We start from the raw sequence: 24384 nt of genomic DNA on the forward strand, positions 1-24384 counted from the left end.
ATCGTCTTAGCCGGTCAGCAAGTACCGCACGACGAAGCCGTAAACGGCCTTTGCGTATGAGAATATTTATCATTAGACTTGGCGCCTGTTTTTTTGCCGTGCAACGGATGCGCGCGCCATTCCCAAAGGGGGCCGAGATGGCCAGTAAACTTAACGGTGTGCCCGTCAGTTACCGCCTTGCGGTGGCCTCGCGCATCGTCGCAGCGGCGCTGGGCGGCTACGCGCTCGCAGCGCTGGCGAGCATCTGCCTGGCCTGGACCTTGCCACTGACGCGTCCTGAAGCCGTGGTCAGCAGTATGATGCTGGCCTTTGTCGTCTATCTGATCGTGGTGCTCTGGTGCTTCGCCTGCCGCAGCGCCTGGCGGGCCTGGGCGGGCATCGCGCTGCCGGGCCTGCTACTGGCCGTCGCCGATAGCGCCCTGTACTGGATGAACACGCCATGAAGGAAGGACTGCGGCAATCCATGGCCTGGCTGCACACCTGGGCGGGGCTGGTGTTCGGCTGGCTGCTGTTCGCCATCTGGCTGACCGGCACGCTGGCCTATTTCCAGGAGGAAATCACTCACTGGGCACACCCTGAAATCCCCGTGCGCGCACTCGATACCCGCGCGAGCCTTGCCAGCGCGCAGACCTTCATCGACGCCCACGCGGCGGATTCGCCGAGTGTGTATATCGCCCTGCCGAATCATCGCGATCCGGTGCTGGGGGTCATGTACAAGGATCCGCAAAAAACCGGCCGTGGCAGCTTCACACGGGCGATGGTCGACCCACAGACCGGCCTCAAGCAAGAAACCCGCGAGAGCCGCGGCGGCGAGTTTTTCTATCGCTTCCACTTCGAATTGCAGATGGGCTACCCGTGGGGCCGCTGGCTGGCCAGCATCGCGGCCTTCGTGATGTTCTTCACTCTGGTGAGCGGCATCATCACTCACAAGAAGATCTTCAAGGAATTCTTCACCTTCCGCCCCGGCAAGGCCCAGCGTTCGTGGCTCGACGGGCATAACGCGATCGGCGTGCTGATCTTGCCGTTCCATCTGATGATCAGCTATAGCAGCCTGGTGATCTTCATGAGCATGATCATGCCGGCCAGCATCATGACCAGCTATCACGGCGACTCCAAGGGCTTCTTCAGTGATGTATTCCCCAGCGTCGCGCCAGCGGCGGCCACTGGCGAAAACACGCCACTGATGCCGCTCACCGAGCTTTACGACAAGGCCCGCCAGCAATGGCCCGATACCCGTATCAGCCGGGTCGAGCTGGAGCGCCCGAAAGACAGCGCCCCGACCATCGAATTCACCCGTGACGACAGCGAAAGCGTCGCTTACAACTATGGCAACAATTTGGTCCTGAACGCTCAGACCGGCGCAGTGCTGAGTACGCCGCGCGCGATCCCGGTGCCGATGCTGATCGGCGGCGGCTTCTACGGCTTGCACATGGGCCACTTCGCCGGCCCATTGCTGCGCTGGCTGTATTTCTTCGGCGGTATCGGCGGCACCGTGCTGATCGGCACCGGCCTGGTGATGTGGCTCAACAAACGCCAGCTCAAGCATGCCAAGTCCGGCGTGCAGCCTTTCGAATTGCGTCTGGTGGAAGTGCTCAACCTGGCGAGCATGGCGGGGCTGCTGTGGGCGGTCCCGGGTTTCCTGTTGGCCAACCGGCTGCTGCCGGTGGCGCTGGAGGCCCGTAGCGACTGGGAAATACGTGTGTTCTTCGGGGCCTGGTTGCTATCGCTGCTGCACGCTCTGTTTCGCCGCGGTCGTCAGGCCTGGATCGAGCAATTAATGACGGCAGCGGCGCTGCTGGCGGCGATACCGCTGGTGAGCGCCCTGACCACCGACCACGGCCTGCTGCGTTCGATAGCGAGTGGCGACTGGGCCATGGCCGGGGTCGACCTGACCGCCTTCGCCGCCGCACTGTTCCTGCTGTGGACGGGCCGCAAGTTGATGAAAAAAACCGTCGTGGCCAAGCGCAAGCCGGCGCAGCGGGAAGCCGAAGCGGTGCTGGAAAGCGAGGGCGGTCGATGATTCCGGCAGTGTTGTTGTCGTATGCGGGGTTCACCGCCCTGTGCCTGGCGATGGACAAGCACCATGGCGAGTTGCTCAGGCGCAAGCCTGATGCGCTGCAGCGCAGGGCGCTGACGGGAGCGGGATGGCTGCTGCTGGGGCTGGCCTTGGCCGCTGCCGTGAATGATGCTGGCTGGGCCATGGGCCTGGTCAACTGGACGGCCGGGATGATGGCCAGCGCGGTATTGCTGGTGTGGTTGATACCGTATCAGCCGCGCCTGGCGCTGGGCATCGCCGCCGCCAGCCTGCTGGTCAGCCCGTTGGCGGCGCTCGGCCTGACCTAGGCTCTCAAGCCTGGCACTGCCCCTTGCAGGCTTGCGCAAACTACTCCAGCTTAGCCAACGGCTCCTGAAACCTCAGCAACCGCCCGGCATTGCCCAGCACCAGCAAGGTGCTGAGGTTGTGCAGCACTGCCGCGATCATCGCCCCCGCCGCGCCCAGCAAGCCGAAGGCCGCCAATGCGACGATGGCCAGGGTCCAGCCCAGGCCGATCACCACATTCACGTGCAAGGTGTGCCGGCAACGACGGCTCAGGCGCACGCAGGTGCCCAGCCGCCGCAGGTCCGAGCCGATCAGCACGATGTCGGCAGAGGCCAGGGCGATATCCGCACCGCCTGCGCCCATGGCCACACCGACCACCCCGGCCTTGAGCGCCAGCGAATCGTTGATGCCGTCGCCCACCACCATGGGCCGGAAGCCCTTGCCGATCTCGGCGGTAACACGGTCAAGCTTGTCTTCGGGCAGGGCCTGGGCAACCACGTCGCTGATGCCCACCACCTGCGCCACTTCGCTGGCGACCCGCTGGCGGTCGCCAGTGAGCAGCACTTGCCGACCCAGGCCCAGTTCGCGCAATTCGCTCAGCGCCAGGCGCGCCTCCGGCTTGATGCTGTCGGCCAGTTTCAGCCAGCCCAGAAACCGTCCGTTGAGGGCCAGTCCGGCAATCGGGCCGCCATGGTCCGGCACGGGCGGCAGATCGATACCCAACTGCGCGAACAACTCGGCGCGTCCCAGTGCCGCCGTGCCTTGCGCGGTCTGCGCGACCACGCCCAGGCCCTGGCGCTCGTGCAGGTCTTCGAGCGCCAGCCAGTGCGCCTTGGGCACCAGAGTGGCCAAGGCACGGCTGACCGGATGGCTGCTGGCCGCACCAAGGCTGGCTGCCAGGCGCATGACCTGAAACTGGCCAGCAGCGATGCCGGGCGGTATAGCGTCGGCGTCGGGGCCGACTATCTCCTGTGCCGCCTCGGTGAGCTCAAGGTCTTGCAGGCGCAGCGAGCCGTAGGTCAGCGTGCCGGTCTTGTCCACCACCAGCGAGGTCAGGTCGGCCAGCTCTTCGAGGAACGCCGAACTGCGGATCAAAATGCCATGGCGCGCCGCCACGGCGATGCCGGCGATGGCGGTGGCCGGCGCCGACAGCACCAGCGCGCAGGGGCACGCTGCCACCAGCACCGCCAGCATCGCCTGGGCATCGTGGGTGACGAACCAGGTCACGGCGGCGATCATCAACACCAGAATCAGATAACTCCCTGCATAGCGCTCCAGCACGCGGGTGATCGGCGGCTTTGATCGCTCGGCGTTCTGCATCAGGGCGATGACTTTGCCCAGCGTCGAGTCGCTGCCGGTGCGGGTCACTTCGACGCGCAGCAGCCCGTCGAGGTTGATTGCGCCGCCGAAGACCTGCACGCCGACGCTGGCTTCGACCGGCACCGACTCACCGGTGATCGGCGCGGTATCGAGGCTGGCCTGGCCGGACAGCACCACACCGTCAGCGGGCAGGCGATCGCCAGCGCGGACTTCAACGATGTCGCCGGGCTGCAGCTGGCTGTTGTCGATCTCGCGCACCGAGCCGTCGGGCAGCAATTGGCGGGCGTTGCTGTGGGTCAGTTTGCCGAGGGCGTGGATGGCTTCCTGGGAGCCGATCACGCTGCGTTCTTCGAGCACGTGGCCGAAGATCATGATGATCGGTAGCAGGGCGGCGGTCATCAGGTCGCCGGTGGTCCAGGCGGCGATCAGCGCCAGGGCGATCAGCTGATCGGTGATGCCATGCAGGCTGGGGTAGCGCAGGCTGTACCAGGCCGACCGCAGCACCGGCACGGCCACCAGCAGCGAGGCGACGCCGAGCAGAATCTGGCTGACGCCACTTTGCAGCGGGTCGTACCAGCGCCACAGCAGACCCAGCGCCAGCAGACCGAGGGCAAGCATGGCCAAGGTCAACTGGCGTGCGGCGCTGCGCTGTTCGGCGCGCGTCAGCAGGCTGGGGTCGAGTGCCTCTGCAGGCGCGTGATCATGAGCGTGGCTCTCGGCTGCTGCAGGGTCGTGAGAGTGAGCTGTCATCGATCGGCTCCCTGGAGGATCAGGTGGTCGCTGTCGGCCGGGTCGACCGTGGTCACCGAGCCGGCTTGATGGAGGATGGCCGGGATGCGTTCGCGGTACAGGCGCAGCAGTAGGTCCGGGTCGGTGGCGGCGGGGTTGGCTTGCGCCAGGCTGTCGATGGTCGCGGTCTGCGCCTGGGCCGTGGCCAGCCGTTCACTGGCCTGAGCGTGGGCCACTTGCAGGGTGCGGTCGGCTTGCTGGGTGGCAGCCTGGGTGGTCTTGGCGGCATCGGTGCGGGCGTTGGCCACGGCCTGATCGGCCTGCTGGCTGGCGGTCAGCACGGCGTTGAAGGCGGCGACGGCCGGGGTCGGCAGGCTCGATTGCACATCCACCCGGTCGACGCGGATGCCCAGGCTCAGGCCTTCATCCTTGAGCTTGTCGAGTTGCGCGTTGATGCCTTGCACCAGGTCGCCGCGCAAACGTTCGCGGCGCTCGGCGGCCTGGCTGTCGCTGCCGATCAGTTCCGGGCGGGCGACGAGGATGGTGTCCAGGTCGCGGGCGGCGCTGAGGGCCACGGCGCTGCGAGTCACCACGCGGTCCAGGGCGGGCAGCACGTGTTCGCCTTGCAGCACGTAGGCGTAAGCATCGTTGACCTTGAAATAGGCGCGCACGTCCAGTTGCACCACGCCGGCATCACCGGTCAGCAGATAGCCCGAACCGGCCAGTGCGTCGCTCAGCGGGTCGCCAAAAGTGGCCATGCGTTCAGCCTTGAGCGCCTCGGCGGAGCGCAGCAAGGGCTCGATACGGCGTTCGATCACGCGGTCGGCGGCAGGCAGCAGCACCACTTGTTCGAACGGCTGGGGCCAGGCCAGCAGCAGGCCGGCGTTCTGCACGCGATCGAGGGCGCCCATGCGCAGTACCACCGCGCGGTTCTGCGGGGCGATTTCGCGGATGTTCGAGGTGGCCCAGGCCAGCGCGGCCACGAGGGTGACGCCATACAGCGCCAGGAACGTCAGGCGCCCGGCCTGTTGCCACGGGCTGGCGTCGCGAGGGGCGAGGGCGTCATCGTTCATGGCTGTGTACCGGAAGGCTTTTTATCCTGCGTTGGCTTGTCGAGCGTTGGCGGCCCGTCGACCAGCACCCGGAACGGCGCCGCATCGGTACGCAGCACCAGGCGCGTGCCCGGCGTCACCACGGTGCCGAGGGTGTCGAGCGAGCGCAGCAAGCTGTAGAGCTGCGGCGCGCGGGCATAGGCCTGGCCGTAGATCTTGGCGGCGTCGACCCGCGACTGCGCTTCGATATCTGCGGCTTTGACGCTGGCGTCGGCTTGCAGCATGCGCGCATCGCGTTCGGCGCCGGAGCGAATCTGCGCCGCCTCGCGCTTGCCGATCGCGGTGCGCTCGGTGGCGATGGTCTCGCGCTCGGCACGCATGCGGTCGACGGTGGCGTTGAGGGTCACCGAGGGCAGGGTCAGGCGCTCGATGCCGACCTGGGCCACGCGCACGCCATAGGTGGCGAGCAATTGCTGGCTGATCTGCTGGCGCAGTTGGGTTTCGAACTCGGCGATGCGCACTTGGCTGGCATCGGTATTGATCAGGCTCGACAGATCGAAACTGCTGGCAGTGGTTTCCAGCGCCGAGCCGATGAAGGTGCGGATCTGCCGCGCGGCTTCGTCCGGCTGGTTCTGCACAGCACGCATGAAGCGCTTGACGTTGTCGTCGTCGCCCTGCACCTGCCAGGCCACATAGGCCTGCACGATGATCCGCAGGCCGTCGCGGGTACCGACATCCTGCAGGCCGCTGGAGGTGGTACGCAGGCGCAGATCCACCGGAATGCTGGCCTCGAACGGTGCCGGCCAGCGCCAGTTCAGGCCTGGCTTGAGCAGCACCCGCGCCGGATCGCCGAAGCGGGTGACCACGGTGGCCTCGCCGGAATGCACCTGCACCAGGCTGGCGGCCGCAATAGCGAACAGCACCAGTACCAGAGCCAGAATCATGCGGCGCCACAGCGCGGCACCGGACACCGGATCGCCGCCGTGATGATGGTGGTGATGACCGTGGCCGTGCCCATGGCCGGCGTGGCCGCTGTGGTCGTGGCCGCCGTGGTCATGGTGATCGTGAGAATGCAGCGAGCTCAAGGGATGACTCCTAAGGGGCGGTCTTGGGTGGCGACACGGGGTCGACCGGCAAGGCGAATGTGCGCAGATCAAGGGTAGGCGCCTGGCCGGCACCCAGGCGGTGGTCGACCACCAGCAGCTTGGCGTTGACCAGGCCCAGGCTCAGCTGGCTCAGGTACTGCTCCAGCAAAAAGGCCTGGCCGGCACTGGCGAAGGCCTGCTGCTCGGCACTGAAGCGCCGGTCGGCGGCCAGCGCCTGGGCGTTGACTTCGCGGGCGCCGGCATTGGCGTTGTCTTGCAGGGTGCTGGCTTGCAACTGCGCTTCGTTGCGCTGCTGGCTGGCGGCGCCGCGCTCGCGGGAGATCAGCGCCTGCGCGGCGATCTGCGCGGCCTGCACGCCGTGGTAGGCATTGGCTGCGCCGGCGGGCGGGTGAATGGCCTCGACCACGGTGGCGAGGATCTCGACGCCGCTGTCCAGTTGCTGCAGGTCGTGCTGGACCGCCGCGCCAATTTGCGCGCCCAGGTCGTTGCGCTGTTCGCCGAGCAGTTCGTCCAGCGTGCGGCTGGCGAAGGCATGCACCAATACGCGGTTGGCGGTGCTGCTGATCAGCCCGGGGATATCGGCGTTGTGGTAGGTAGCGGCCAGCACCTGGTGGTCGTCCAGGCCGATACGGTAGACGAAACGCACATCCAGATTGACGATCTGAAAGCCCTGCTGACCGCCCTGACTGCTGGCGATCACCTGGGATTTATCATTGAAATGGGTGCCGTCCCACAGGCGGTCGGCGCTCTCTGGGGCCGGGCCCTCGGCGGCGACTGTCACCGGGGCGCTGGCTCCGGCCTCGACGCTGGTGGCAAGCTCATGCACCTGGCCGTTTTCGGCCGCGATCACTTGCCCGAACGGCCACGGCAGGCCCAGATGCAGGCCAGGGCTGAACACCATGACCGGCTCGCCGAAACGCTCGTAGATGCCGCGGCCATCGACCGGTACTTCGCGCACACCGGTCAGGGCCCAGCCAATCACTGCGATCACCATCAGCACCGGCCAGAAGGCGCGGCGCATGTAGGTGAAGGCCCAGACTTGCCGCAGGTCGATACCGAAGCGGTTGCGCAGTTCATCCTGCAAGGCTTGCAGCGGCTGCGGCGGCCAGCGCAGCAGGTTGGCGGTCAGGCTTTCGCCCAGCAGGCGCGGTTCCAGGCGAGGCTGACGCGGGCTGAACAGTGAGGCAATGGCGCGAATCAGCAGCTCGACGGCCATCAGCCCGGGCAACAGGCCGATCAGCACCGCCAGGCGCACCGGCCAGACGGCCTCGGCGTTGCGCAAAAATACCGCCAGGGCGCTGAGCAGCAGCGTGGCCAGCAAGGCTCGCAGCAGCTGCGCCAGGGCGCGAGCTTCGGGCCATTGCTCGCTGGCCTGCTGGGTCAATTGGCGCTCGAACACCAACAGCCCGAACGCCAGCAGCAGCAACAGCCCGGCACCGAGGTTGCTGGCTGCGGTCGCTGCGGCCGCTGGCAAGGTCAGTTCCCATACTTGATAGAGGCTTGCCAATGCCAGCAGGCCCCAGCCCGCGAGCCATAGCGTGGGTGCCCCGATCTGCGCGAAGGTGCGCTTGCCAACGTCGCCAAAGCGTTCCAGCAGGCGCTCGTACCAGCCGCCTTCGGGCACCTCGTCGGGGAGGTCGGCCACCGGCAATTCGGGATCGGCGCCGATAGCGTCAGCGCGCCACAGGGCGACCTGTCGCGCGCTCTGCAGCCCGGCCAGCACGATGAATGCGGTAGCGGCGTTGTTGGTGAGTACCGCCGGCCAGATCGAGGTCGGCGAGAACAGGTCGATCAAAAAGGCCAGCACCAGCGCCAGGCCTGCCAGGCCGATCAGCACCTGGCTCAGGCGCAGCAAGCGGCTGCTCTGCGCCGTAGCACTCTGAAATCGCGGCAAGCTGTGAGGGTGAATGTCGTCGGCGTCTAGATCGATACGCATTGAATAAAAGGGCCTTATTAGCGCAAATGCCTGCCGAGCGAGGCCTTGTCGGCCAAGGAGACGTTGAGTCAGGGGTGTAACAGTATAACGATGCTCTTGAAGAGATCGATTAGGTTACTGAGTATTACATCAAAATTTCATTTATCGAGCCGGTCAGTCGAGGCTGTATGGAGGCTACTGGCGTCTTCGCGGGCAAGCCTTGCTCCCACAGCCTTGGCAGACCCAGCGGCGTCCACTTGTGGGAGCAAGGCTTGCCCGCGAATGTGCCCTATCTGTCTGCCATGGCCAGGCGATACTGCCCCGGCGTGACCTTCAGCGTCTGCCCGAACCGATGGGCAAAGTGGCTAGCACTGGCAAAGCCACAGGCCAGGCCGACCTCGCTCAGCGGCAGGGCCGTGCCCTGCAGCAACTGCCTTGCCCGGTGCAGTCGTCGCGCCAGCACGTATTGATGGGGCGGCATACCGAAGCTGCTGCGGAACATCCGCGCGAAGTGGTATTCGGACAGGTTGCACAGCTGTGCCAGCGTACCCAGGCTCAACGGCTCGGCCAGGTGCGCATCGATGAACTCCACCAGGCGCCGACGCTGATGCGCCGCCAGGCCACCCTTGAGGCGCAGGCCATCTCGAATGCCCACCTGGGTCAGCAGCATGTGCCCGAGCATTTCGTGGGCCAGGCTGCTGGTCAGTATCCGCTCGCCGGGTTCTTGCCAATTCAGGCGGGTCAGGTGATGGAAACGTGCCGCCTGCAGTGGATCGTCGAGGAAGGTGCTCTCGCGCAGTTGCAGCTCGCGCGGTTCACAGTCCAGCAGGGTGACGCAGCCGTGGGCGAACTGCGCCTCGCCGAAATACAGGTGCGCCAGGCGCAGCTCACCGTTGATGACCCACTGCGAGTCGTGCCCGGCCGGCAGCACACAGAGTTTGTCGGGGCTGCCTTTGCGATCCGGGCGATCGCGGCGGAAGGTGCCGGTGCCGCCGGCCATGTAGCACGACAGCGTGTGGTGGCTGGGGCCCTCGTAGCGCTGGGCGTCGTGGCGGTTGTTCCACAGCGCTGCGACCATGCCGTCGCCGAGCTCGGCACAGTGCTCCAGCCGCGCGCTGCTGGAGCCATGCAGAGCTTGGAAAACCTGAAGGTGGGCGAGTGGGAGCATGGTGTTCGGCGCGGCTGAGGGGTCGAGTGCCCATCCTACTGCCAGCGAGCCCCGTTGCCATCCTCCTGGGGAACAAATGCGCAAGATTGTGAAAGCACCAACCCAGGTGCGAGCCCGACACTGGCGACCTGACAAAGGAGCCCTGCCGCCATGAATCTCGCCTTGTACCTGCTCACCGTGGTCATCTGGGGTACCACCTGGATCGCCCTCAAGTTGCAACTGGGCGTAGTCGCCATCCCGGTCTCGATCGTCTACCGCTTTGCCCTCGCGGCACTGATCCTGTTCGCCATTTTGCTGGTCAGCCGCCGACTGCAGCCGATGAACCGCCGCGGGCATCTGATCTGCCTGGCCCAGGGGCTGTGCTTGTTCTGCGTCAACTTCATGTGTTTTCTGACGGCCAGCCAGTGGGTGCCGACGGGCCTGATCGCCGTGGTGTTTTCCACCGCCAGCCTGTGGAATGCGCTCAATGCGCGGTTGTTCTTTGGTCAGCCAATCGCCCGCAACGTGCTGGGCGGTGGTCTGCTGGGGCTGGCGGGGCTGGGGCTGTTGTTCTGGCCCGAGCTGAAAAGTCATCCGGCCAGCGCACAGACCCTGCTTGGCCTGGGCCTGGCCCTGTTCGGCACGCTGTGTTTCTCGGCCGGCAACCTGCTCTCCAGCCTGCAACAAAAGGCGGGCTTGCGGCCACTGACCACCAACGCGTGGGGCATGCTCTATGGCGCAACGATGCTGGGACTGTACTGCCTGCTGCGCGATATTCCCTTCGCCATGGACTGGAGCACGCGCTATGTCGGCGCGCTGATGTATCTGGTCATCCCCGGCTCGGTCATCGGTTTTACCGCCTATCTCACCCTTGTCGGGCGCATGGGCCCTGAGCGTGCGGCCTATTGCACGGTACTGTTCCCGCTGGTGGCGTTGAACATTTCGGCGGTTATGGAGGGCTATGTGTGGACGTCCCCGGCGTTGCTTGGGCTGGTGCTGGTGATGTCAGGAAATGTCATGGTTTTCCGCAAGCCGCGCCCGCCAGTGCTGTTAAAGTCGGCGCACATGAATGGCTGACGCAGGCACCGATGAACTGGATCAACCGCGCGTGTGCAATGGCTTTAGTGCTGTTGCTGAGCGCCTGTAGCAATACTCCGAACACGACCGATCAGGCCGGCAAGCCCTGGCGAGAACAGATCGACAGCGTGCTGGCAGACCCCGCGCTGGACGGCGCGCAGGTGTCGTTGACGGTGCGCGATGCCAGCAACGGCAAGATGCTTTACCAGCATGAGCCTCGGCGCCGAGGGGTACCGGCTTCGAGCCTGAAACTGCTGACCTCGGCTGCGGCCATGAGCGTGCTGGGTGCCGATTATCGCTTCGCCACCGAGCTGCGCAGCAATGCGCTGCCGAGTGCCGGCGTGTTGAACGGCAATCTGTACCTGCGCGGTACCGGCGACCCGACCATGACCCCCGCCGACTACCGCGAGCTGGCGGCCGCGCTGGCCCGCAGCGGCGTACGCACGGTGCGTGGCGATCTGCTGCTGGACGACACCTGGTTCGACGCTCGCCGCCTGGGCACCGAATGGGCCAACGATGACGAAAGCGAGCCCTATGCCGCGCAGATTTCGGCGTTGAACATCGCGCTGGATGATCACTACAACGTTGGTTCGGTGCGCTTGACCGCCACGGCTAGAGGCGCGGCTCGCCCTGGTCTGTTGGTCGAACCCGCCAATGCGCTGGTGCAAGTGATCGACCATGGCGGCACTGGCGCCTTCACGGTCGAGCGCGAGCACGGCAGCAATCGTATTGACGTCAGCGGCAGCCTGGCGCCGGGGGCGGTGGACAGTCGCTGGCTGAGTGTCTGGGAACCCACCGCGCTGGTGGCCGACGTGTTCCGCCAGGCGCTGGCCGAGCAGGGCATCGTCGTGCAAGGCCAGACGCGCCTGGGTGTCGTGACCCCGCCGAGCGCGTCGTTGCTGGCGCAGCATCGCTCGATGCCGCTGGCCGAGCTGATCAAGCCGTTGCTCAAGCAGTCCAACAACGGCATCGCCGAGGTGCTGCTCAAGAGCATGGGTCAGCAGACCGCCCATGCAGGCACGGCCGAAGCCGGGATCGTGGCGGCCTCAGGGTTTCTCTCGAGCCAGGGCATCGACGCCGAGCAACTGCGCCAGTTCGACGGCTCCGGCCTGTCGCGGCGCAACCTGATCTCGTCGCAGACCTTCACCGACGTGCTGATCGCGGCTCGCCGTCAGCCGTGGTTCCCCGCCTGGTATGACGCCCTGCCGATTGCTGGCACCGGTGATCGGCAGACCGGCGGTACCCTGCGCAATCGGTTGAAAGGCACAGCGGCGCAGAACAATCTGCATGCCAAGACGGGCTCGATGGGTTCGGTGTCATCGTTGACGGGGTATGTGACGACGGGGGAGGGTCGGTTGCTGGTGGTGTCGATGGTCAGCAACAACTTCCTGAGTTCAGAGGGGCGTGTGAAGCGGCTTGAGGATCAGGTGGTGCGCGCGTTGCTGGTCAGTGGGGATTGAAGTTGTCTCGAGTGATTTTATATCTGCTCTCGCGAACAGTATCCGCTGGAAGATAGGCCGTTGGCGATATCTGCTTTCTAGGAAATCAGAATCTATCAAATCTACTAAGTGTACATCGCCTCAAGAATTTCTTATGTTAGTTTGGGGTGAGTTAAGTAGAGGTTGATATGTTCGGCGCCCCTATTGCGATATTGTTGGCTGGGCAACGGCTATCGAACTTGCGATCCCGTTGTTATGCGATTTCACTCACCGGATAGATTGAGTTCGTTTGGTAGGGGAGGATTGAATGCTTATGCATTTTGCAATGCTGATCCAGTGAATAACTCCGATCCTTCTGGGAAGGTTTCGATCTCTGCTTTTACTACTGCAACGCGCGTCCAAAAATATTTTTCGAAGCTTGGCGCTTTCAAAGCTTCAAATGAACTCGTATTGGTTAATAAGTATCGAGGGGGAGGGAGGTTAGCAAGGGAGTTTGGCGATATTGCTGGGTTTGTCAAAGCACGTTTAACCCTCGAAGTAACCGTGGTTCGTGCCCGGAAGGACATTGATGTCATGAGTTTTGGAGATGGTCTTATGCATAAATATGTAATCACTGAGCGGGGTGAATTCATCATAGGGAGTACGCATCCGTACCATGAGATTTCCCATGCTGCATTTGCGCAATATGTTAATAATTCAGCCTCCGATAACAATCTGTTTCAGGAGGCCTGTTTGCTAACTACATCGCTCTTGACGCTGAAGCTCAATCCTTGAACACCTGCGGGTTCACCAGATCCTGCGGCCGCTTGCCCAGCAGCGCCGCCGTCAAATTCTCCAGCGCCCGCTCAGCCATGGCCTCGCGGGTCTCGGTGGTCGCCGAGCCGATATGCGGCAAGGTCACCGCGTTGTTCAGCTTGAACAACGGCGACTCCGCCAACGGCTCTTTCTCGTAAACATCCAGCCCGGCACCGCGAATGGTGCCGTCCTGCAACGCCGTGATCAGCGCCGCTTCGTCGACGATCGGCCCACGGGCGATGTTGACCAGGATCGCGTTTGGCTTCATCAGCTCCAGCTCGCGCTTGCCGATCAGGTGCTTGGTCTTTTCGCTCAGCGGCACCACCAGACAGACGAAATCGGCTTCGGCCAGCAATTCGTCAAGGCTGCGAAACTGTGCGCCCAGCTCTTGCTCAAGGGCGGTCTTGCGACTGTTGCCGCTGTACAGGATCGGCATGTTGAAGCCCAGGCGGCCACGGCGGGCGATGGCAGCGCCGATATTGCCCATGCCGATGATGCCCAGCGTCTTGCCGTGCACGTCGGTACCGAATTGCGCGGCCGGGACCGAGGCTTTCCAGTGGCCGGCCTTGGTCCAGGCGTCCAGTTCAGCGACGCGCCGTGCACTGCTCATGATTAGCGAGAAGCCCAGGTCGGCGGTGCTCTCGGTCAACACGTCAGGGGTGTTGGTGAGCATGATGCCGCGCTCGTTGAAGTAGTCGACCTCGTAGTTGTCGTAGCCCACCGACACGCTGGAGACCACCTCCAGGTTCGTCGCCACCGCCAGTTGCTTGCGACCCAGCGGCCGCCCGGCGCCGATCAGGCCATGGGCCTTGGGCAGCGCGGCGTCGAACTGGGCGGCGACATCACCTTTTTTGGGATCCGGCACGATGACCGTGAAGTTCTGTTCCAGGCGCTCGATCAGGGCTGGGGCGATGCGGCTGAAGGCAAGTACGGTCTTTTTCATTGGGCTTGTTCTCGGCAGACGCTAGAGGGAAGGCCAAGGTTAGCAAGCTATCGATCCGCTTCGCAAACGCAGCAACGGATGATGATTGCGAGCAACAGACAATTTTCGAGGCAGTACGTTGGTATTTTTAGATAGATGTCAGCAATGGCTTATTTTTTAGATTGTCTTTGGGTGTAAGTATCAGCTATTTGCGATTGTGTCTAGCTATCAGAATTGAGAGGTGGCTCGGATTTCGAACGGCTTTATGTTGACGATTATCTAGGATTTGTGGGATGGAAAGTCATGGCTATTCACGATAGAAAATTACTTCTGACGGACAAAGCGGATTCCCTAATGTTATCTATATCCAACGGACTCGTTGTTGATTCTGCCTGCACTGCGTATGGGTATATGCTGGAATCTTCTTGTTTTCGGTCGTTTCTCGGGTTCAATGGTCAAATCAGAGAGCCTTTATATGACGGGTATGCGTTGGGCAATGGGGTTCGGTCATACCTGCCTGTGCTGATACGGTTTGCCTCTCCCGATTCAATGAGTCCGTTTGGCGAAGGGGGGCTAAATAGTTATGCTTACTGTCTTGGCGATCCTGTCAATCGCGTCGATCCCTCCGGCCAGACGTCGATATTCCAAGGGGTAAAAAGCTTGTTTTACAAGAAGCTGAGCAAGTCTCGGATTCGGCGGGCCTCTCCAGTTGGAAATCATCTGTCCGGAGCAATGGCGGCCGAATATTCGTCACTTCAGAAAGGATTGTCTGAATCTGTTATAAATATCACGGTCGTCCATAGTTCTGCTGATATGAAGAGACTGAATGCTAGTGGGTTTCAGCATAAATATGTGATCGCTGATGATAATACATTTGTTGTCGGGAGCATGAAACGTCCGGCGGAGTTTTCTCATGCCGCAATTGTTAAATATGCTAATGAAAAGCTAAATGCGAGTGCCAAAATTGTAAGCGCAGGAGGGCTGAAGATGGGTATTAAAGGTGTTGAGGTAGATAACTTTACGGGCCACTATCTTATGCCTCGTGATCGAATTGCGCTCGCCAAGTTTAGGATTCGTGGGCTAGGGATGCGAGCGCGCAACGGAATCAACGTTCAGTAGTAACCGATTGAATGCGCGTTTTTGACGCTATCGATCCGCGCCGCAAACGCGGCTCAGATCGCCATGTGCAGTTCGTGGATCTTCAGGTCCGCTTCATGGGCGGCGAGCATGTCCGGCAGCGAGGCGCGCAGGTATTCCACCCAGGTGCGGATCTTCGCGTCCAGGTACTGGCGCGAGGGGTAGATGGCGTAGAGATTGAGCTCGCCGGAGCGGTACTTGGGCATCATCCGCACCAGGCTGCCGTTGCGCAGGCCGTCGATGGCAGCGTAGATCGGCAGCACGCCGATGCCCATGCCGCTGGTGATGGCGGTGGTCATGGCGTCAGCGGAGTTGACCTGGAACGGCGCGTTGGTGATGTTGACCATTTCCTGGCCATCGGGGCCGTCGAACAGCCATTTCTCCAGTTGCAGCACGGGGCTGATCAAGCGCAGGCAGGAATGTGCGGGCAGATCGCTGGGCTTGTAGGCCATGCCGTAGGTCTGCACGTATTCGGGCGAGGCACAGGCGATGCTGTAGGTAATGCCCAGGCGTTGCGAGACGAAGCCCGAATCCGGCAGCTCGCTGGCCAGCACGATAGACACGTCGTAGCCCTCGTCGAGCAGGTCCGGCACGCGGTTGGCCAGAGTCAGATCGAAGGTGACATCCGGGTGGGTCTTGCGGTAACCGGCGATGGCGTCGATGACGAAGTGCTGGCCGATACCAGTCATGGTGTGCACCTTGAGCTGCCCGGCGGGGCGCGCATGAGCATCACTGGCTTCGGCTTCGGCCTCCTCGACATAGGCGAGGATCTGCTCGCAACGCAATAGATAGCGCTTGCCGGCCTCGGTCAGCGCGATGCGCCGCGTGGTGCGGTTGAGCAAGCGGGTCTGCAGATGGGCTTCCAGATTGGAGACGGCGCGGGAGACGTTGGCAGTGGTGGTATCCAGTTGCACGGCGGCGGCGGTAAAGCTGCCCGCCTCGGCGACGCAACTGAAAGCGCGCATGTTTTGCAGGGTATCCATGTGTCACTCTCAAGATCGACGGCAAATTGTCGCATGAAGTTACAATTCAGTCTTGTGAATAACGCCGTATTATCGCGTTATCGGTAACAAAGAATCGCACGAAGCGCTGCTTATCGGCACCCTTGGCGAGCCCTAGAATTGCCGCTCCAAAGGTCTTTCTTCTCTATTCTCCCCGGGAACTCGCCGCTGTGCCGCCTCGCACCATCCGTCAGCTGAATGCTCTCAGTGTTTTGGCCTTTACCTTGATCATCAGCGGCTGCGTCGGTACGGGGGGCATTGCACCACAAAGCCGACCCATGGCTGCCGATACTCTGGCCACCGACGCGGCCATCCAGGCTGCCGCCCGGGATGCCCACTGGCCTGCCGCGCAGTGGTGGCAGGGCTATGCCGATCCGCAGCTCGACCGTTGGATCGACTTGGCCGTGCAGGGCAGCCCGAACCTGGCCGCGGCCCTGGCGCGGGTGCGTCAGGCCAAGGCCATGGCCGGAGTGGCCGAGGCGGCCGAGTCGTTGCAGATCAATGGCAAGGCGGCGCTGGATCGGCATAATTGGCCGGCGGATCAGTTCTATGGGCCGGGGGAGTTGTCCGGGGCCACCACCTGGGACAACACCGCCGGCGTCGGCCTGAGCTACTCGCTCGATCTGTGGGGCCGCGAAAGCAACGCCAGCGAGCAGGCGGTCGATATGGCCCACATGAGTGTGGCCGAGGCTCGTCAGGCGCAGCTGGAGCTGGAGAGCAATATCGTGCGGGTGTATATCCAGTTGTCGCTCAACTACGCGCAACGGGACATCGTCCTGGCCACCCTCGCTCAGCAGCAGCAGATTCTCGACCTGGCGCAAAAACGCCTGGAGGGCGGTATCGGGACGCATTTCGAGGTCAGTCAGGCCCAGACGCCGTTGCCCGAAACCCATCGCCAGATCGATGCCTTCGATGAGGCCATCGCGCTCAATCGCAATCAATTGGCCGCCTTGGCCGGCAAGGGGCCGGGTGAGGGCGCGCAGTTGCAGCGTCCGACGCTGGTGCTGGGCGCCGAGCTGAAGTTGCCTTCGGCCTTGCCAGCGCAATTGCTCGGTCAGCGCCCCGACGTGGTGGCGGCCCGTTGGCAGGTGGCGGCGCAGGCGAGGGGCATCGATGTCGCCCACGCCAATTTCTATCCCAACGTCGACCTGACGGCGAGCTTCAGCTACATGGCGACTGGCGGCAGCATGCTGGGCTTTTTGACCGGCAGCAAATCCAGCTACAACGTCGGCCCGGCCATCAGCCTGCCGATCTTCGACGGTGGTCGCCTGCGCGGCCAACTGGGTGAGGCGAGCGCCGGTTATGACCTGGCGGTGGCGCACTACAACCAGACGCTGGTCAACGCCCTCAAGGATATTTCCGATCAGTTGATCCGCCGCGAATCGATGGCCAAGCAGCAGGGTTTCGCCGCCGAGTCGGTGGCCTCGGCGCAGAAGACTTATGACATTGCGATGATCGCCTATCGACGCGGCCTCACCGATTATCTCAATGTACTCAACGCGCAGACCTTGCTCTTCCACGAGCGCCAGGTCGAGCAGCAGGTGCAGGCCGCACGCCTGACTGCCCATGCCGAGCTGGTCACGGCGCTGGGCGGCGGTTTGCAGGCGGGGGGCGATGTGCCCTCAGCTGCGCAGGCTGCACCGGGTGGCGTCAAGGCCGGCCTGGTGGCTGCCCTTGTGGGCGCGGGCTCTACCCGCGAAGGCGTCAGATCAGACGCCGAGTCGAACCCGTCGCGGGCAGCGCCCGCTGCCACATCGGCCTCGGCCTTGCCGGCTGCGGCCGGGGCGCAGTCGCGGCCATGAAAGCATTGATGGCCCTGCCTTGGCGGCGCACAGCGTTCGATTGGGTGCGCAGTGACGGCGTGACCTGGGCGTACATCTTCAAGGTGTTGCTGGCGGCGTTCATCACCCTGTGGCTGGCCATGCGCCTGGAGTTGCCGCAGCCGCGCACGGCGATGATCACGGTGTTCATCGTCATGCAGATTCAAAGCGGCCACGTGTTCGCCAAGAGTTTCTACCGCTTCCTCGGCACCTTGGCCGGCTCGGCGGTGTCGGTGCTGCTGATCGCGCTGTTCCCGCAGAACTCCGAACTGTTTTTGCCCTGCCTCGCACTGTGGATCGGCATTTGCTCGATGGGCGCAATGCGCCATCGCAACTTTCGCGGCTATGGCTTCGTGCTGGCGGGCTACACCGCGGCCTTTGTCGGCCTGCCGGCGCTGGCGCATCCCGACGGGGCCTTCCTGGCGGCCATGTGGCGGGTGCTGGAAATCTCCCTCGGGCTGATCGTCTCGACCTTCGTCAGCGCTGCGGTGCTGCCGCAGTCGGCCAGTGCGGCGATGAACAACGCCCTGTACCAGCGGTTTGGTGCCTTCGCCGGGTTCGCCACGCAGGCGTTGCGCGGTAATAGCCAGCGCGAGCTGTTCGAGAGCAATAACGTGCGCTTCATCGCCGAAGCCGTAGGGCTTGAGAGCCTGCGCGGCATCACCGCGTTCGAGGACCCGCACATGCGCCGGCGCAGTGGTCGTGTGAGCCGCTTGAACAGTGAGTTCATGGCCGTGACGACGCGCTTCAACGCCCTGCACCAGTTGCTCGAGCGCCGTCGCGTGCAGGGGCCGCAAGTGATCGCCGCGCTGAACCCGGCGCTGCTGGGGCTGGCCGATATTCTCGATCGCTATGCCGGGCGCGGGCTGACGCTCGAAGACGCGGCGCGGCTGGTGCACGCCTTGGCGGATTACCAGCGCGAGCTGCCGACGCAGGTGCGCAACCTGCGCGCGCAATTCCTCGAGCTCGACCCCAGCGCCACCCGTCTGCTGGATTTTCATACCGCCAGCGAGTTGCTGTTCCGCCTGGTCGACGATCTGCAGAATTACGCGCAGACGCATGCTTCGCTGGCCGACCACAACCACGTCCGCGAGCGTTGGGATGAGCCCTTCATGCCGCAGACCAATTGGCTGGCCTCAGCGGCGTCGGGGATTCGCGGCGCTACGGTGGTGATGCTCCTGGGCAGTTACTGGTTGCTCACGGCGTGGCCCAGTGGCGCAATCATGACCATCGTCGCGGCGGCCACGGTGGGCCTGTCGGCCGCGACGCCAAACCCCAAGCGGTTCTCGTTCCAGATGGCCTGCGGCACGTTGCTGGGGGCGGTGGTGGGCTTCGCCGAAACCTTCTTCGTACTGCCCTGGATCGACGGCTTCGCGCTGTTGTGCGTGGTGCTCACGCCGGTGTTCATGTTCGGCGCCTTCCTGGCTTCGCGCCCGCAGTACGTTGGCTATGGCGTCGGTTTGCTGATCTTCTTTTCGATCGGCTCGGTGCCGGACAACCTGACGATCTACAACCCCTACAGCTTCATCAACGACTACATCGGCATGGTCCTCGGCATGCTGATCTGCGCTGCGGCGGGGGCGATCATCCTGCCGCCCAACGCGCGCTGGCTGTGGCGGCGCATGGAGCAGGATGTGCGCCGCCAGGTGGTGTTCGCCATCAGCGGCAAGCTGCGCAACCTGGGCACGTCATTTGAAAGCCGTACCCGCGATCTGGTGCATCAGGCGTATGGCCTGGCCGCCGGGCAGCCCCAGGTGCAGCGCGATTTGCTGCGCTGGGCGCTGGTGGTACTGGAAGTCGGCCGGGCGATCATCGACCTGCGCCGCGAGCAGGCGCAAATGCCGGTGCACCCGTCCTACGCCGAGTCGCAGCCGTGGCGCCAGGCGATCCGGGTCATGGGCCGTTCGTTGATCCGCCTGTTCATTCAGCCCAGCCAGGCCAATCTGGAGCGCAGCCTGTACGCGGTGGATCAAGCCATCGAGGCCGTGCAGAACGCCGACGAACCCTTCGGGCCGCATTTCGAGACGTCCGTATTGCGGCGCGTGGCCAGTTACCTGCATTTCATCCGCACCTCTTTGCTCGACCCCCATTCGCCCCTGGCCGCGCTGGCCCCCAGCGATGCACCCGCAGGACTGCCCCATGCCTCGTGAAATTGCCTTCCACGGCGTGTACATGCCGACCATGACCTTGATGTTCCTGCTGGCCGCCGGAGTCACCTGGGCACTGGATCGGTTCCTCAGCGGCCTGGATGTCTATCGGTTTTTCTGGCATCCGGCGCTGCTGCGGCTGTGCCTGTTCGTCTGCATTTTTGGCGCCATGGCGCTCACTGTTTACCGTTGAGACCTGACTGATGAAAAAGCTTTTCAGCCTGATCGGCACCTTGATCGTCCTGGCCGTCGCCGTGTTCATCGGCCGCGCGCTGTGGGTGAATTACATGGACACCCCCTGGACCCGCGATGGTCGGGTGCGCGCCGACATCATCAACGTCGCGGCGGATGTCAGCGGCTACGTGGTGGCGGTGCCGGTCAAGGACAACCAACTGGTGAAAAAGGGCGATGTGCTGATGCAGATCGACCCGGAGCATTACCAGATCGCGATCAAGCAGGCGCAGTCGTTGGTGGCATCGCGCAAGGCCACTTGGGAAATGCGCAAGGTCAACGCCAACCGCCGCGCCGACCTGGATGCCTTGGTGATCTCCAAGGAAAACCGCGAGGACGCCAGCAACATCGCCAGCTCGGCCGAGGCCGACTATCAACAGGCCCAGGCGCAGCTCGATGCGGCGCAATTGAACCTCAAGCGCACTCAAGTGCTGGCGACGGTGGATGGTTACGTCACCAACCTCAACGTGCATGTCGGTGATTACGCGCGCACGGGTGACGCGAAGATGGCAGTGGTCGACAAGAATTCGTTCTGGGTTTACGGCTTCTTCGAAGAGACCAAGCTGCCGCACATCCGCGTGGGTGATCAGGCGGATATGCAGATGATGAGCGGCGAGTTGCTCAAGGGGCACGTTGAGAGTATCTCGCGCGGGATCTATGACCGGGACAACCCGCAGAGCCGGGATCTGGTGGCGGACGTGAACCCGACGTTCAACTGGGTACGGCTGGCGCAGCGGGTGCCGGTGCGGATTCATATCGATGAGGTGCCGCAGGGGATGCTGTTGTCTGCCGGCACGACGTGTACGGTGATCGTCAAGGAGTAACGGAGGTGCGCGCGGCTGCCTGCCTGCCGTATTTCTGCTGCTTGGGGGGCGTGGTTGGGGGCTATATCGGTGGCGTCTGCTATTGAACACTGGGCTAGGCCGGGAGGCTTTTTGGGGCGGTTGCGGGGCTGCTGAGATTGGGGTAGTTCTGCTTTCGGGCCGGCCTTGGGGTCGCGGGCCCCGCCATTGGCCCTTCGCCTAGGCTCAGGATGCCCGCGCTCCGGCACGCTTGCGCAGGGCACGCCCCGATGGGCCTTCCATGGCCCAACGGGGCTTAGCCGGCATCCATGCCGGCTATCCCTGCGCAAGCGCACCTCCACGCGGCCTGCTGGAAGGGGGCCGCGACCCCAAGGCCGGCCCGAAAGCAGAACTCGGAGATTGGGGCGCGTGGGTGGGTATCTGTGGAGTTTGCGGTGAAGCGCTTGGCCTTTTCGCCGCCGATCAAGCGAGCCCGCTCCCACAGTGCCAGCCGTTCCGGAGTCGGACACCTGTGGGAGCAAGGCTTGCCCGCGAAAGGGCCATCCGATTCAGCATCAATGTTTCTGGTTCAAACCAAATCTCTTCATCAACACTCGGTCCAGCCATGCGGTTGGCACTAACGCCGCTAGCAGTGGTAATGCCCCGCAGCCGTTGCCGACTCGCACCAAGGCTGGTGGGGTAGCGCGTTGAGCTGCTTCGATTACTTTGCGGGTGACCTCTGATACCGGTGTCGGCCGATCCTGCGACGCGCGCGAGCGTGCTCGAATGCCTTCACGCCACGGCCACCAAGGTGAGGTGGGTGCGATCAGCAGTTCCGCCTGCGCCCCTGCGTTATCGGCAAAGCGCGTATCGATCGCGCCCGGCTGCACCTCCATCACTCGCACGCCCAGTGGCTTGAGCTCCATGCGCATGCCTTCATTGATGGCATGCACGGCCGCTTTCGACGCGCAGTAAACCCCAGCAAACGGCGTCACGAACAGCCCGGAAACGCTGCCGATATTCACCACCAACCCCTGGCGAATCCGCAGCGCGGGCAGCAGTGCGCGTGTCACCTCCACCACCGCAAACACATTGGTCTCGAATTGCCGCCGGATCGTCTCGGCACCGCCATCAAGCAGCGGCCCGATAGCGCCATAGCCCGCATTGTTGATCAGTACATCGATACCGCTGCCGTCTTGCGCCAGGCGTTCAGCCAATGCTGCCAAGGCGGCTGCATCAGTGACGTCCAGTTCCAGCGCGAAGAAGCCCTCGGCGTGTAACCGCGCAACATCCTCGACCTTGCGCGCCGTCGCCCAGACGTCATAGCCAGCGTTCTTGAAGGCATGGGCCAAGGCGTGGCCGATGCCGCTGGAGCAACCGGTGATGAGGGCGATGGGCATGGGTAAAGCCTTTGGGCAGATAACGAAGGAGGGAGATCTTACCCCAGACGATTAAAACCGACGTGCGTGCGAACATCCCTAAGCAAATCAACCCCGCAAATCCCAGGCAATAAAAAACCCGCCGAAGCGGGTTTCCGAAGACCATTCCACATCCTGTGGCAGCCCTCCGGGCCATGGTCGATCATCCTTGATCCAGCAGCGCTGCCTGCGTTGCTGTCGATGGGTTTAGATTACTGCGTCACCACGTTGCGCCATAGAGCCAAACACCACCACGGCGTGTAAGCGTTTGGCTATAGGCGCGTGCCCTCTCTTCAGGCGTCTGCGCGCGGGTACCCTGAGCCTAGGCGAAGGGCCAATGGGCAGGGCGAGCCGCACAGGCCCGGACCAAGCAGGGCCAGTACACAAATCTCAAACCCACCGCCAACAATCTTTCGCCGTTGCCGTTGCCGTTGCCGTTGCCGTTGCCGTTGCCGTTGCCGTTGCCGTTGCCGTTGCCGCACAAAAAAGCCCCCGATCCCCTCGCTGCGGATAGGGTACGCAGCGAGCGGATCGGGGGCCTGTTCCAGCCGTGACGCTTATTGAGCGATGGTTTTCACCGACACGCCGCGGTCGATCGGGGTCGACCGGCCGTAGATGTCTTCGAAACGCTCGATATCGTCTTCACCCAGGTAGCTGCCAGACTGAACCTCGATGATTTCCAGCGGGATCTTGCCCGGGTTGCGCAGACGGTGCACCGACGCGATCGGGATATAGGTCGACTGGTTTTCACACAGCAGGAACACGTTTTCGTCGCAGGTCACTTCTGCCGTGCCCGACACCACGATCCAGTGCTCGGCACGGTGGTGGTGCATCTGCAGCGACAGGCAAGCGCCTGGCTTGACCGAAATATGCTTGACCTGGAAGCGGCCGCCCATGTCCACCGAATCGTACGAGCCCCATGGGCGGTACACTTCGCAGTGGTTCTGGGTTTCGCTGCGGCCCTGTTCGTTGAGAGTCGCGACCATCTGCTTGACGCCCTGGACCTTGTCCTTGTGAGCAATCATCATCGCGTCCTTGGTTTCGACCACGACGATGTTGTCCAGGCCGATCACCGACACCAGCTTGCCGTTGCCATGGATCATGCAATTGCGGCTATCCTGGATGACCACGTCACCCTTGCTGACGTTACCGTTGTCGTCCTTGGCGTTGACTTCCCACAGCGAAGCCCAGCAACCGACGTCGCTCCAACCGGCCGACAGCGGTACCACACAGGCGCGCTGGGTTTTTTCCATCACCGAGTAGTCGATGGAATTGTCCGGGCACAACGCGAAGGTGGCATCGTCGATCTCGACGTTGTCGCCTTCATGCTTGCTGCGCTCCAGAGTGAGCATGCAGTTGTCGTAGATGTCCGAATCGTGCTTTTTCAGTTCTTCGAGGAAACGACTGGCGCGGAACAGGAACATGCCGCTGTTCCAGAAGTAACCGCCGGCTTCGACAAACTCGGTAGCGCGTTTTTCGTCGGGTTTTTCGACGAAATGCGCGACGCGGCTGACGCCCTCAGGCAACAGCGCATCGTTGGTCGACTTGATGTAACCGTAACCGGTTTCCGGGCGCGTGGCCGGCACACCGAACAGCACCATCTCGCCACGCTCGGCGGCCACAGTGGCCAGGGCCAGGGCGCGCTGCAGGGCTTTCTGGTCTTCGATGACGTGGTCGGCGGGCAGCACCAGCATCAGGTCGTCGCGGCCTTCGTTGACCAGCTTCATGGCGGTCAGGGCTACGGCCGGTGCGGTGTTGCGGCCGAAGGGCTCCATCAGGATGCCCTGGGTCTCGAGCTTGAGCTTGGCCAACTGCTCGTTGACGATAAAGCGGTGGTCCTTGTTGCAGACCACGATCGGCTTGTCCATGCCGTCGAACACCAGTCGTTCCAGGGTTTGCTGGAACAGCGTGTGTTCGCCGGTCAGGGCCAGAAACTGTTTAGGGAATTGCTTGCGCGAAAGCGGCCAAAGACGTGAGCCGCTACCACCTGACAAGATCACCGGAATCATGTTGTTTCTCCTAGATA

Annotated in this window: 18 protein-coding genes and 2 pseudogenes; 11 read left to right on the top strand and 9 right to left on the bottom strand. The window is 63.2% G+C overall.

Translation table 11 applies throughout. The features are described 5' to 3' along the window. Positions 1-137: 137 nt before the first annotated feature. The 3 genes from LIX93_RS05370 to LIX93_RS05380 are packed head-to-tail and all read left to right on the top strand — an operon-like array spanning position 138 to position 2343. Positions 138-443, top strand: coding sequence for a DUF3649 domain-containing protein (locus tag LIX93_RS05370; protein WP_226502984.1), 306 nt, complete (start codon positions 138-140; stop codon positions 441-443). Then, positions 440-2020: a PepSY-associated TM helix domain-containing protein gene (locus tag LIX93_RS05375; RefSeq protein ID WP_226502985.1), complete on the top strand. Its 1581-nt coding sequence runs from the start codon at positions 440-442 to the stop codon at positions 2018-2020. The genes LIX93_RS05370 and LIX93_RS05375 overlap by 4 nt, the downstream gene beginning before the upstream one ends. Beyond that, positions 2017-2343 (top strand): DUF3325 domain-containing protein, encoded by a 327-nt coding sequence (locus LIX93_RS05380; protein WP_226502986.1) that lies wholly within the window; start codon positions 2017-2019, stop codon positions 2341-2343. The genes LIX93_RS05375 and LIX93_RS05380 overlap by 4 nt, the downstream gene beginning before the upstream one ends. A gap of 40 nt (positions 2344-2383) precedes the next feature. Here the strand turns inward: LIX93_RS05380 and LIX93_RS05385 are convergent, their stop codons facing one another. The 5 genes from LIX93_RS05385 to LIX93_RS05405 all read right to left on the bottom strand — a co-directional run bounded on the left by LIX93_RS05385 (position 2384) and on the right by LIX93_RS05405 (position 9610). Continuing rightward, entirely contained in the window at positions 2384-4258 is a 1875-nt protein-coding gene (locus LIX93_RS05385) for a cation-translocating P-type ATPase (protein WP_226503672.1), read from the bottom strand. A gap of 128 nt (positions 4259-4386) precedes the next feature. Next, positions 4387-5442, bottom strand: a complete 1056-nt coding sequence (locus tag LIX93_RS05390) for a protease modulator HflK (RefSeq protein ID WP_226502987.1) — start codon at positions 5440-5442, stop codon at positions 4387-4389. After that, positions 5439-6506 carry a protease modulator HflC gene (locus LIX93_RS05395; RefSeq protein ID WP_226502988.1) on the bottom strand — a complete coding sequence of 356 codons (1068 nt, stop codon included), beginning with the start codon at positions 6504-6506 and terminating at the stop codon, positions 5439-5441. Before LIX93_RS05395 ends, LIX93_RS05390 begins: the two co-directional genes overlap by 4 nt. 10 nt (positions 6507-6516) lie before the next feature. After that, entirely contained in the window at positions 6517-8463 is a 1947-nt protein-coding gene (locus LIX93_RS05400) for a protease modulator HflK (RefSeq protein WP_226502989.1), read from the bottom strand. Between the two features lie 268 nt (positions 8464-8731). Next, on the bottom strand, positions 8732-9610 hold the full coding sequence (locus tag LIX93_RS05405; protein ID WP_226502990.1) for an AraC family transcriptional regulator: 879 nt from the start codon (positions 9608-9610) through the stop codon (positions 8732-8734). Positions 9611-9760: 150 nt separating this feature from the next. On the opposite strand from LIX93_RS05405, the gene LIX93_RS05410 reads away from it, so the two are divergent. The 3 genes and pseudogenes from LIX93_RS05410 to LIX93_RS05420 form a co-directional block, all read left to right on the top strand. After that, on the top strand, positions 9761-10666 hold the full coding sequence (locus LIX93_RS05410; protein WP_226502991.1) for a DMT family transporter: 906 nt from the start codon (positions 9761-9763) through the stop codon (positions 10664-10666). Between the two features lie 11 nt (positions 10667-10677). Then, on the top strand, positions 10678-12126 hold the full coding sequence (dacB, locus tag LIX93_RS05415) for a D-alanyl-D-alanine carboxypeptidase/D-alanyl-D-alanine-endopeptidase (protein WP_226502992.1): 1449 nt from the start codon (positions 10678-10680) through the stop codon (positions 12124-12126). A gap of 198 nt (positions 12127-12324) precedes the next feature. After that, positions 12325-12471: pseudogene (locus LIX93_RS05420) on the top strand (RHS repeat-associated core domain-containing protein); the annotation flags it as partial. Between the two features lie 397 nt (positions 12472-12868). Here LIX93_RS05420 and LIX93_RS05425 read toward each other — a convergent pair. After that, the gene (locus tag LIX93_RS05425) at positions 12869-13843 is read right to left on the bottom strand and encodes a D-glycerate dehydrogenase (protein ID WP_226502993.1); all 975 of its coding nucleotides are present in this window, start codon (positions 13841-13843) and stop codon (positions 12869-12871) included. Positions 13844-14125: 282 nt separating this feature from the next. Here LIX93_RS05425 and LIX93_RS29700 point away from each other — a divergent pair, with 282 nt between their 5' ends. Then, positions 14126-14941 (top strand): RHS repeat-associated core domain-containing protein, encoded by an 816-nt coding sequence (locus LIX93_RS29700; RefSeq protein ID WP_346015217.1) that lies wholly within the window; start codon positions 14126-14128, stop codon positions 14939-14941. Positions 14942-14994: 53 nt separating this feature from the next. Here LIX93_RS29700 and LIX93_RS05435 read toward each other — a convergent pair whose 3' ends face one another. Continuing rightward, entirely contained in the window at positions 14995-15942 is a 948-nt protein-coding gene (locus LIX93_RS05435; protein WP_226502994.1) for a LysR family transcriptional regulator, read from the bottom strand. A gap of 188 nt (positions 15943-16130) precedes the next feature. On the opposite strand from LIX93_RS05435, the pseudogene LIX93_RS05440 reads away from it, so the two are divergent. From LIX93_RS05440 to LIX93_RS05455, 4 genes and pseudogenes are all read left to right on the top strand, one after another. Continuing rightward, positions 16131-17582: pseudogene (locus LIX93_RS05440) on the top strand (efflux transporter outer membrane subunit); the annotation flags it as partial. Positions 17583-17758: 176 nt separating this feature from the next. Continuing rightward, on the top strand, positions 17759-19930 hold the full coding sequence (locus LIX93_RS05445) for an FUSC family protein (protein WP_226502995.1): 2172 nt from the start codon (positions 17759-17761) through the stop codon (positions 19928-19930). After that, positions 19920-20120, top strand: coding sequence for a DUF1656 domain-containing protein (locus LIX93_RS05450; RefSeq protein ID WP_226502996.1), 201 nt, complete (start codon positions 19920-19922; stop codon positions 20118-20120). The genes LIX93_RS05445 and LIX93_RS05450 overlap by 11 nt, the downstream gene beginning before the upstream one ends. A 10-nt stretch (positions 20121-20130) precedes the next feature. Then, complete coding sequence (locus LIX93_RS05455) at positions 20131-20982, top strand: HlyD family secretion protein (RefSeq protein WP_226502997.1); 852 nt, start codon at positions 20131-20133, stop codon at positions 20980-20982. Positions 20983-21515: 533 nt separating this feature from the next. On the opposite strand, the gene LIX93_RS05460 is transcribed toward LIX93_RS05455, so the two are convergent. Together LIX93_RS05460 and LIX93_RS05465 are read right to left on the bottom strand one after the other, a co-directional pair. Further along, the gene (locus LIX93_RS05460) at positions 21516-22340 is read right to left on the bottom strand and encodes an SDR family oxidoreductase (protein ID WP_226502998.1); all 825 of its coding nucleotides are present in this window, start codon (positions 22338-22340) and stop codon (positions 21516-21518) included. Positions 22341-22915: 575 nt separating this feature from the next. Beyond that, entirely contained in the window at positions 22916-24367 is a 1452-nt protein-coding gene (locus LIX93_RS05465) for a mannose-1-phosphate guanylyltransferase/mannose-6-phosphate isomerase (protein ID WP_226502999.1), read from the bottom strand. Positions 24368-24384: the final 17 nt, after the last annotated feature.

This window comes from Pseudomonas sp. MWU16-30317 (assembly GCF_020515695.1).
In the GTDB taxonomy this organism is placed as follows: Bacteria; Pseudomonadota; Gammaproteobacteria; order Pseudomonadales; family Pseudomonadaceae; genus Aquipseudomonas.

What these genes read in the sequence shown, in the direction of transcription:
- LIX93_RS05370 (WP_226502984.1), top strand. Translation starts at nt 138, where the DNA reads ATGGCCAGTAAACTTAACGGTGTGCCCGTCAGTTACCGCCTTGCGGTG.
- LIX93_RS05375 (WP_226502985.1), top strand. Translation starts at nt 440, where the DNA reads ATGAAGGAAGGACTGCGGCAATCCATGGCCTGGCTGCACACCTGGGCG.
- LIX93_RS05380 (WP_226502986.1), top strand. Translation starts at nt 2,017, where the DNA reads ATGATTCCGGCAGTGTTGTTGTCGTATGCGGGGTTCACCGCCCTGTGC.
- LIX93_RS05385 (WP_226503672.1), bottom strand. Translation starts at nt 4,258, where the DNA reads ATGCTTGCCCTCGGTCTGCTGGCGCTGGGTCTGCTGTGGCGCTGGTAC.
- LIX93_RS05390 (WP_226502987.1), bottom strand. Translation starts at nt 5,442, where the DNA reads ATGAACGATGACGCCCTCGCCCCTCGCGACGCCAGCCCGTGGCAACAG.
- LIX93_RS05400 (WP_226502989.1), bottom strand. Translation starts at nt 8,463, where the DNA reads ATGCGTATCGATCTAGACGCCGACGACATTCACCCTCACAGCTTGCCG.
- LIX93_RS05405 (WP_226502990.1), bottom strand. Translation starts at nt 9,610, where the DNA reads ATGCTCCCACTCGCCCACCTTCAGGTTTTCCAAGCTCTGCATGGCTCC.
- LIX93_RS05410 (WP_226502991.1), top strand. Translation starts at nt 9,761, where the DNA reads ATGAATCTCGCCTTGTACCTGCTCACCGTGGTCATCTGGGGTACCACC.
- dacB (WP_226502992.1), top strand. Translation starts at nt 10,678, where the DNA reads ATGAACTGGATCAACCGCGCGTGTGCAATGGCTTTAGTGCTGTTGCTG.
- LIX93_RS05425 (WP_226502993.1), bottom strand. Translation starts at nt 13,843, where the DNA reads ATGAAAAAGACCGTACTTGCCTTCAGCCGCATCGCCCCAGCCCTGATC.
- LIX93_RS29700 (WP_346015217.1), top strand. Translation starts at nt 14,126, where the DNA reads ATGGCTATTCACGATAGAAAATTACTTCTGACGGACAAAGCGGATTCC.
- LIX93_RS05435 (WP_226502994.1), bottom strand. Translation starts at nt 15,942, where the DNA reads ATGGATACCCTGCAAAACATGCGCGCTTTCAGTTGCGTCGCCGAGGCG.
- LIX93_RS05445 (WP_226502995.1), top strand. Translation starts at nt 17,759, where the DNA reads ATGAAAGCATTGATGGCCCTGCCTTGGCGGCGCACAGCGTTCGATTGG.
- LIX93_RS05450 (WP_226502996.1), top strand. Translation starts at nt 19,920, where the DNA reads ATGCCTCGTGAAATTGCCTTCCACGGCGTGTACATGCCGACCATGACC.
- LIX93_RS05455 (WP_226502997.1), top strand. Translation starts at nt 20,131, where the DNA reads ATGAAAAAGCTTTTCAGCCTGATCGGCACCTTGATCGTCCTGGCCGTC.
- LIX93_RS05460 (WP_226502998.1), bottom strand. Translation starts at nt 22,340, where the DNA reads ATGCCCATCGCCCTCATCACCGGTTGCTCCAGCGGCATCGGCCACGCC.
- LIX93_RS05465 (WP_226502999.1), bottom strand. Translation starts at nt 24,367, where the DNA reads ATGATTCCGGTGATCTTGTCAGGTGGTAGCGGCTCACGTCTTTGGCCG.